Here is a 6,829-nt window from a genome sequence, read left to right on the forward strand (position 1 = left end):
CGGGCGACATCAGGAAGGGACGTCAGCTCTCGCGCGCGTGGCGTTCGAGGAACTGGTACACCTCGGTGTCGTCGACGCCCGGAAACGTGCCGGGCGGCATCGCGGCGAGCAGGTGCGAATGCACGCGAGCACTCGGCCAGGCGTGCCCGCCCCAGCGCGCCGTCAGCTCCCCCGGCGGCTGTGTGCAGCACGACGGGTCGGGGCATCGCGACTGCGAGCGCGACGTCGTCTCGCGCCCGCGGAACCACTTGACGTGCTGGTACGGAGTGCCGACGTTGACGCTGAACAAGCCCGACGAGGTGCGATCGACGGACGCCGAGCACCAGTACGTGCCCGAGCGCGTGTCCGTGTATTGCTGGTACGAGCGCGACAGATCGGGCTGGTCGAACACGACACGCGCCGTCCAGTGCTTGCACACCCGCTGGCCCTCGATGGCGCCTGTCGCGTCCGCCGGGAAGACGATGCCGTCGTTCTCGTACGCCTTGTAGATGACGCCGTCGGCGCTGATGCGCATGAAGTGGACGGGGATGTCGAGCACCTTCGTCGCGAGGTTCGTGAACCGGTGCGCGGCCGTCTCGTAGGAGACGCCGTACGCGTCGCGCAGGTCCTCGATAGAGATGTCCTTGGCCGCCTTGGCCTCGAGCAGCCGCGCCCCCAGCTCCTTCTCCGGCATGAGGACGGCCGCCGCGAAGTAGTTGATCTCGACGCGCTGGGAGAGGAACTCGGCGTAGTCGGCCGGCACCTCGTGGCCGAGGACGAGGTGCCCGAGCGCCTGCAGCGCGAGCGAACGCGCGTCGTGCTGGCCCGCCTCCGGCTGCGGCAGGTAGATCCGGCGATTGGCCAGATCGCTGACGGTGCGCGTCGAGTTCGGCAGATCCGAGGTGTGCACGAGCGAGAACCCGAGGTGCTCCGCCATCCGATCGACGGAGGTGCGCGAGACCGGCCCGCCCGCATGCCCGACGCCGGCGAGCAGGTCGGCGGCTGCCTGCTCGATGTCACCGAAGTAGTTGTCGGCCTCCCGCATGCGCGTGCGGAGTTCGGCGTTCGCACGCCGGGCGTGCTCGGGCGTCGCGGCGCGCTCGCTCTGCATCGACGCGAGCGCCTCGTGCATCCCGACGAGCGCCTCGAGCGCCTCCGTCGGCAATCGCGGCCCGACCCGAACCGTCGGCAGCCCGAGCGCCGAGTACTGCTCGGCGCGCTGCGCGCGTTCGAGTCGGATCTCCAGCGCGGCACGCCGTGACGGCGGCGCGGTCGCGAGCAGGTCGGCGAGGGGGACGTCGAGCACCTCGGCCAGCGACGTCAGCACCGATAGTCGCGGCTCGCGCTTGCCGTTCTCGATGAGCGAGAGCGCCGACGGGCTCATGCCGACGGCGGCCGCGACGTCTCCGAGCGTCCGCTCGGCGCCCTGACGTACGTGACGCAGGCGCCGTCCGATCGTCAGGGCGTCGGGTGCGGCGCGCTCGGGTCGGGTGGCCGTCTCGGTGGAGACGTGGGGGCGCGACAGCCGCCCCTCGCGCGGTGCGCTCGTGTCGCTCATACCGTTCACCTTCGCCCGCGCCATGCGTCACCTCGTGCTCACTCGGAGCCAAAGACCCCGAAAAACCTGTCGATGTGTCAATAATCGCAGATCTTTATCGGAAAACTCTTGTTACTTGCCAGTTCGATCGGCCAGAGTGGACACATCGAGCCCCACCGCCACCCGGCTGAGGCTTCACCGAGGAAAGGACCAGGAGCCATGACTGGCGAGAACATCCAGGCACGCGCCGCCGAGATCCAGAAGGACTGGGACACCAACGAGCGCTGGAAGAACGTCAAGCGTGACTACAGCGCTGAGGACGTCGTCCGTCTCCAGGGCAGCATCCAGGAGGAGTTCACCCTCGCCAAGCACGGCGCCGAGAACCTCTGGGAGAAGCTGCACACCGAGGACTTCGTCAACGCCCTCGGCGCGCTGACGGGCAACCAGGCCGTCCAGCAGGTCAAGGCCGGCCTCAAGGCCATCTACCTGTCCGGTTGGCAGGTCGCCGGTGACGCGAACCTCGCCGCCCAGACGTACCCGGACCAGTCGCTCTACCCGGCCAACTCGGTGCCGCAGGTCGTCCGCCGCATCAACAACGCCCTGATGCGCGCCGACCAGATCGAGTTCTCTGAGGGCATCAAGAGCGTCGATGAGTGGCTCGTGCCGATCGTCGCCGACGCCGAGGCCGGCTTCGGTGGCCCGCTCAACGCGTACGAGCTCATGAAGTCGATGATCGCCGCTGGCGCCGCCGGCGTGCACTGGGAGGACCAGCTGGCCTCCGAGAAGAAGTGCGGCCACCTCGGTGGCAAGGTGCTCATCCCGACGAAGCAGCACGTTCGTACGCTGAACGCCGCCCGCCTCGCCACCGACGTGTCGAACACGCCGACCGTCGTCATCGCCCGTACGGACGCCGAGGCCGCGACGCTCATCACGTCCGACGTCGACGAGCGCGACCAGCAGTTCCTCACCGGCGAGCGCACGAACGAGGGCTTCTACAAGGTCAAGAACGGCATCGAGCCCTGCATCGAGCGTGCGAAGGCCTACGCGCCCTACGCCGACCTCATCTGGATGGAGACGGGCACGCCCGACCTCGAGCTCGCGAAGAAGTTCGCCGAGTCCGTCAAGGCCGAGTTCCCCGACCAGATGCTGGCGTACAACTGCTCGCCGTCGTTCAACTGGAAGAAGCACCTCGACGACGACACGATCGCCAAGTTCCAGCGCGAGCTGGGCGCGATGGGCTTCAAGTTCCAGTTCATCACCCTCGCCGGCTTCCACGCTCTCAACTACTCGATGTTCGACCTGGCCCACGGCTACGCCCGCGAGCAGATGAAGGCGTACGTCGAGCTGCAGGAGCGCGAGTTCGCCTCCGAGAGCCGTGGCTACACGGCCACGCGTCACCAGCGCGAGGTCGGCACGGGCTACTTCGACCTGGTCGCCACGACGCTCAACCCCGAGTCGTCGACGACCGCGCTGAAGGAGTCGACGGAGAGCGCTCAGTTCTGAGCTGCTCCCGCCACTGAACCGGCCCCCACCCCCCGCGCGATCACCTGGCTCCGATCGCGTGGGGGTGGGGGCTCACCCCTACCCCCGTCGCGCCGCGCACCCTGATCGCCCGATCCCGCGACCATGCGTGCCGCGGCCGCCGTGTCCGCGTCGCGAGCGTCGCCCGCCCGGGCGTCGCGATCGGTCATGATGGAGTCCAAGCCCAGCCCAGCCGTCGCCCCGACGACGCCCACAGCGCACCCGAAGGAGGGCTCATGAGCTCTTCCCCCACCGTCCGCGGTCAGCTGCATCCTCGGTTCGAGGAGATCCTGACGCCCGGCGCCCTCGCCTTCCTCGGCCGGCTCGACGGAGCGTTCGCCGGGCGTCGCGCCGAACTACTCGCTCAGCGTCGCGACCTGTCACGCCGCATCAACACGGGCACCGACCTCGACTTCGACCCCGCGACGCAGTCCGTGCGTGACGACGCGTCGTGGCAGGTCGCGCCCGCCGCGCCGGGGCTGCTCGATCGCCGCGTCGAGCTCGTCTCCCCCGTCACGCGCTCGATGACGCAGCACGCGATGGAGTCGAACGCCTCGACGTGGCTCGCGGACCTCGAGGACGCGACGTCACCGACGTGGTTCAACATGATCGAGGGCCAGATCGTGCTCGCCGACGCGGTGCGCGAGTACCGCGCGCACCCGGAGCGCAAGCGTCCAACGCTCATCATGCGCCCGCGCGCCTGGCACCTGTGCGAGAAGCACCTGACGGTCGACGGCCGCCCGATCTCGGCGACGCTCGTCGACTTCGGCCTGTTCTTCTTCCACAACGCGCAGACTCTCATCGACGCCGGGTTCGGCCCGTACTTCTACCTGCCGAAGATCGAGTCGGCGGCCGAGGCGCGCCTGTGGAACGACGTCTTCGTCGAGGCTCAGGACGCCCTCGGCATCGAGCGCGGCACGATCCGTGCGAGCATCCTCATCGAGACGCTGCCCGCCGCGTTCGCGATGGAGGAGATCCTCTACGAACTGCGCGAGCATGCCGCCGGTCTCAACGCGGGCCGCTGGGACTACATCTTCAGCTACGTGCGTACCTTCGCCCACCGCGGCGACGAGTACGTCCTGCCCGACCGCGAGCGCATCACGATGACGACGCCGTTCATGCGCGAGTTCACCGAACTGCTGGTCGCGACGGCGCACAAGCGCGGCACGCACGCGATCGCCGCGCCCGCCGCGAACAACCCGACGCTGCAGGACGACGACATGCGTCACCGCGTCCTCAACGTCGTCCACACCGAGAAGGAGCGCGAGGCCGAGGAGGGTTTCGACGGTTCGTGGGTCGCCCACCCCGCGATGGTCGACACGGTGCTGTCCGCCTTCACCCACGTCCTCGGCGACAAGCTCGACCAGATCGACGTCAAGCGCCCGCAGCGCTTCGACGCGGCGGCCCTCGTCAGCCTCGAGGGCACGATGCAGACGACGAGCCTGCAGGGCGTGCGCCACAACGTCAGCGTCGCGCTGCAGTACCTCGCGGCGTGGATCGACGGCAAGGGCGCCGTCGCCATCGGCAACTTCATGGAGGATGCGGCGACCGTCGAGATCTGCCGCGCCCAGCTATGGCAGTGGCTGCACCACTCGACGCAGCTCGCCGAGGGCCCGCAGGTGACGCGGGAGCTGCTCGGGCGCGTCATCGACGAAGAGATGACCAAGCTCAAGCGCACCGCCGACGCCGACGAGTCCGAGCGCCTCGACGAGGCCCGCGAGGTGCTCGAACGCAGCGCGCTCACCGACGAGCTGCCCGGATTCTTCTCCAACTACGCCTACGTCCGCTTCCTGCTCGACGAGGGGCTGCGCATGCCGCGCAGCATCGACTCCGACGACCTTCGTCAGTCGGAGAAGGTCGACGAGGTCGCCTGAGCTCGGCCGTGTGACGCAGACGGGTACGGCGAGCGATCTGCGTGCGCGTGAGCGCGTCGAGCCGTCGCCCGGGGGCGTTGTCGGTATGAGGTGATAGAAAGATGACGTGGCGTCGCGCAGGTGCACGCCACGTCATCGTCACGTCCAGCGGGCGCACTCGAGAGGTACTCACCATGATCTTCATCGTTGTCAAGTTCGACGTCCGCCCCGACAAGGTCGACGGGTGGATGGACCACGTCGCCGACTTCACCGCGGCCACGCGCGCCGAGGCGGGCAACCTGTGGTTCGAGTGGAGCCGCAGCGTCGAGAAGCCGAACGAGTTCGTGCTCGTCGAGGCGTTCCAGGACGACGCGGCGGTGGCGCACGTCTCCTCGGACCACTTCAAGGCCTTCACGTCGTCGACGGCTGAATGGCTCACGGCCACGCCCAAGATCGTCTCGCGTCAGGTCGAGGGCGACGGCTGGGACGAGATGGGCGAGATCAGCGTCGACTGACGCCGATCACGAGGGGGGCGACCTCGCCTGCGCGACCACGGTCAAACCGGGACGCAAGGTGAAGATGCGTGTGCTCAAGGACGGCGAGGAGCTGACGTAGCAGACCGGCGACGTCGGCAAGCCCGGTTCGGACGGCGAGGTCGCACTGAGCGGCGACATCGGCGTCGCTCCGCCCGCCATGCCCGCCAGCATCTACGCGTGCGAGTTCACCGTCGACGGCGCCAAGCCGGTGAGCGGCTCCGTCAAGGTCAAGGGCCCACAGGGCGCCGACGGCGCCAGCCAGGTGCGCATGTGCACCCAGATCAAGGACACCCCGGGGCACAAGAAGAAATCGCTCTCGTGCGCCGAGACCTCTGATGTGATCCAGCTCGAGCGCGGCAAGGGCCTGCAGTGCTCCGCCGTCGTCGCGGGGGCGAAGGGGTCGCCACTGCGCGTCCGGATCCGCAAGGGCACGCGGGTGTTCGACTTCCCGTTCGAGGCAGGGCGCGTCGACAAGAACCTCGGGGTGGTGACGGCGAGCATCACCGTCGCGGGCAGCGATGACGCCCGCTGCGAGGTCTACAAGGGCGAGAAGCTGCTCGTGCGGCGCGACTTCCGGGTCGTCGTGAACGGCTGAGACCAGGCCGCATTCAGGATCTATCGAGGCTTCATGAATTCTTTGCTCCGAGATGGAACCGGATCCGGGTCCAACGCATCAGAATGATGACACCGACAACCAGGAGGAAGCCATGAAGATCAGCCGAACCATCGTCCCGACGCTCGCACTGGCCTCGCTCACGCTTGCAGGATGCAGCACCGTCGAGAGCGGCGGCAGCTCATCGTCGGGCGCCGCTGTGCCGAGCAACCCCATGTCGTCGAGCCCCACGGCCGCCCAGTCGCAGGCCACGTCGGCTGCGCCCGAGACGTCGAGCGCCGCTGAATCGTCGCCCGAGTCGTCGCCCGCGACCTCGGAGACGAGCTCGTCAGCATCGACCGACTCGTCTTCGTCGCCCAGCTCGCAGGCAGCCAGTTCTGCAAAGGTGACGAAGAGCGACATCATCGGCTTCGCCTCGAGCCACGAGACGCGTTCGTGCCTCAGCAAGAACCTGGCTTACGTGTCGTCGGCTCAGTTCTGCAAGGAGGACGCGAGCAGCATCGACGCCTCGTACAAGGGCCAGCGGGTCTACTTCACGACAGCCGTGCAGTTCAAGTCCAGCGCGAAGTACAGCTATGAGATCTCGAACGGTTCACAGTCGAAGAAGGGCACGCTCGACTCCAAGGGCACCTCGAACGCTGACGGCCAGGCTGTCACGCTGACCGTCAAGGTACCGATGGAGCAGTCGGGCACCTACTCGATCAAGTTCCTCGAGAACGGCTCGCAGTTCGCTTCGGACTCGGTGAACGTCACCGTCAAGTGACGCGCTGACCGAGCATGCTGCCGGGCC

At 68.0% G+C, this 6,829-nt stretch carries 7 protein-coding genes; 5 read left to right on the forward strand and 2 right to left on the reverse strand.

Annotated elements, in window-relative coordinates; genetic code table 11:
- Window positions 1–22 precede the first annotated feature (22 nt).
- On the reverse strand, window positions 23–1,537 hold the full coding sequence (locus B2284_RS04225) for a helix-turn-helix domain-containing protein (protein WP_050786492.1): 1,515 nt from the start codon (window positions 1,535–1,537) through the stop codon (window positions 23–25).
- 198 nt (window positions 1,538–1,735) lie between these two features.
- Between B2284_RS04225 and aceA the strand changes: the two genes are divergently transcribed.
- The 4 genes from aceA (at window position 1,736) to B2284_RS04245 (ending at window position 6,021) form a co-directional block, all read left to right on the forward strand.
- Window positions 1,736–3,019 (forward strand): isocitrate lyase, encoded by a 1,284-nt coding sequence (gene aceA / locus B2284_RS04230; RefSeq protein WP_006944896.1) that lies wholly within the window; start codon window positions 1,736–1,738, stop codon window positions 3,017–3,019.
- Window positions 3,020–3,273: 254 nt separating this feature from the next.
- Window positions 3,274–4,911, forward strand: a complete 1,638-nt coding sequence (gene aceB / locus B2284_RS04235; protein ID WP_074045560.1) for a malate synthase A — start codon at window positions 3,274–3,276, stop codon at window positions 4,909–4,911.
- A 173-nt stretch (window positions 4,912–5,084) separates the two neighbouring features.
- Window positions 5,085–5,405, forward strand: coding sequence for a putative quinol monooxygenase (locus B2284_RS04240; RefSeq protein ID WP_038568821.1), 321 nt, complete (start codon window positions 5,085–5,087; stop codon window positions 5,403–5,405).
- Window positions 5,406–5,583: 178 nt separating this feature from the next.
- Entirely contained in the window at window positions 5,584–6,021 is a 438-nt protein-coding gene (locus tag B2284_RS04245; protein ID WP_040014553.1) for a hypothetical protein, read from the forward strand.
- 78 nt (window positions 6,022–6,099) lie between these two features.
- On the opposite strand, the gene B2284_RS04250 is transcribed toward B2284_RS04245, so the two are convergent.
- Window positions 6,100–6,444, reverse strand: a complete 345-nt coding sequence (locus tag B2284_RS04250; RefSeq protein ID WP_136788072.1) for a hypothetical protein — start codon at window positions 6,442–6,444, stop codon at window positions 6,100–6,102.
- Between B2284_RS04250 and B2284_RS04255 the strand changes: the two genes are divergently transcribed.
- Window positions 6,425–6,802 carry a hypothetical protein gene (locus B2284_RS04255; protein ID WP_038568827.1) on the forward strand — a complete coding sequence of 126 codons (378 nt, stop codon included), beginning with the start codon at window positions 6,425–6,427 and terminating at the stop codon, window positions 6,800–6,802. The two genes, B2284_RS04250 and B2284_RS04255, sit on opposite strands and share 20 nt — an antisense overlap.
- Window positions 6,803–6,829 lie beyond the last annotated feature (27 nt).

It is taken from the genome of Dermacoccus sp. UBA1591, assembly GCF_002322065.1.
GTDB lineage: Bacteria > Actinomycetota > Actinomycetes > Actinomycetales > Dermatophilaceae > Dermacoccus > Dermacoccus nishinomiyaensis.

Coding starts and splice junctions, on each gene's coding strand:
- B2284_RS04225 (WP_050786492.1), bottom strand. CDS start 1,537: ATGAGCGACACGAGCGCACCGCGCGAGGGGCGGCTGTCGCGCCCCCAC.
- aceA (WP_006944896.1), top strand. CDS start 1,736: ATGACTGGCGAGAACATCCAGGCACGCGCCGCCGAGATCCAGAAGGAC.
- aceB (WP_074045560.1), top strand. CDS start 3,274: ATGAGCTCTTCCCCCACCGTCCGCGGTCAGCTGCATCCTCGGTTCGAG.
- B2284_RS04240 (WP_038568821.1), top strand. CDS start 5,085: ATGATCTTCATCGTTGTCAAGTTCGACGTCCGCCCCGACAAGGTCGAC.
- B2284_RS04245 (WP_040014553.1), top strand. CDS start 5,584: ATGCCCGCCAGCATCTACGCGTGCGAGTTCACCGTCGACGGCGCCAAG.
- B2284_RS04250 (WP_136788072.1), bottom strand. CDS start 6,444: ATGATGTCGCTCTTCGTCACCTTTGCAGAACTGGCTGCCTGCGAGCTG.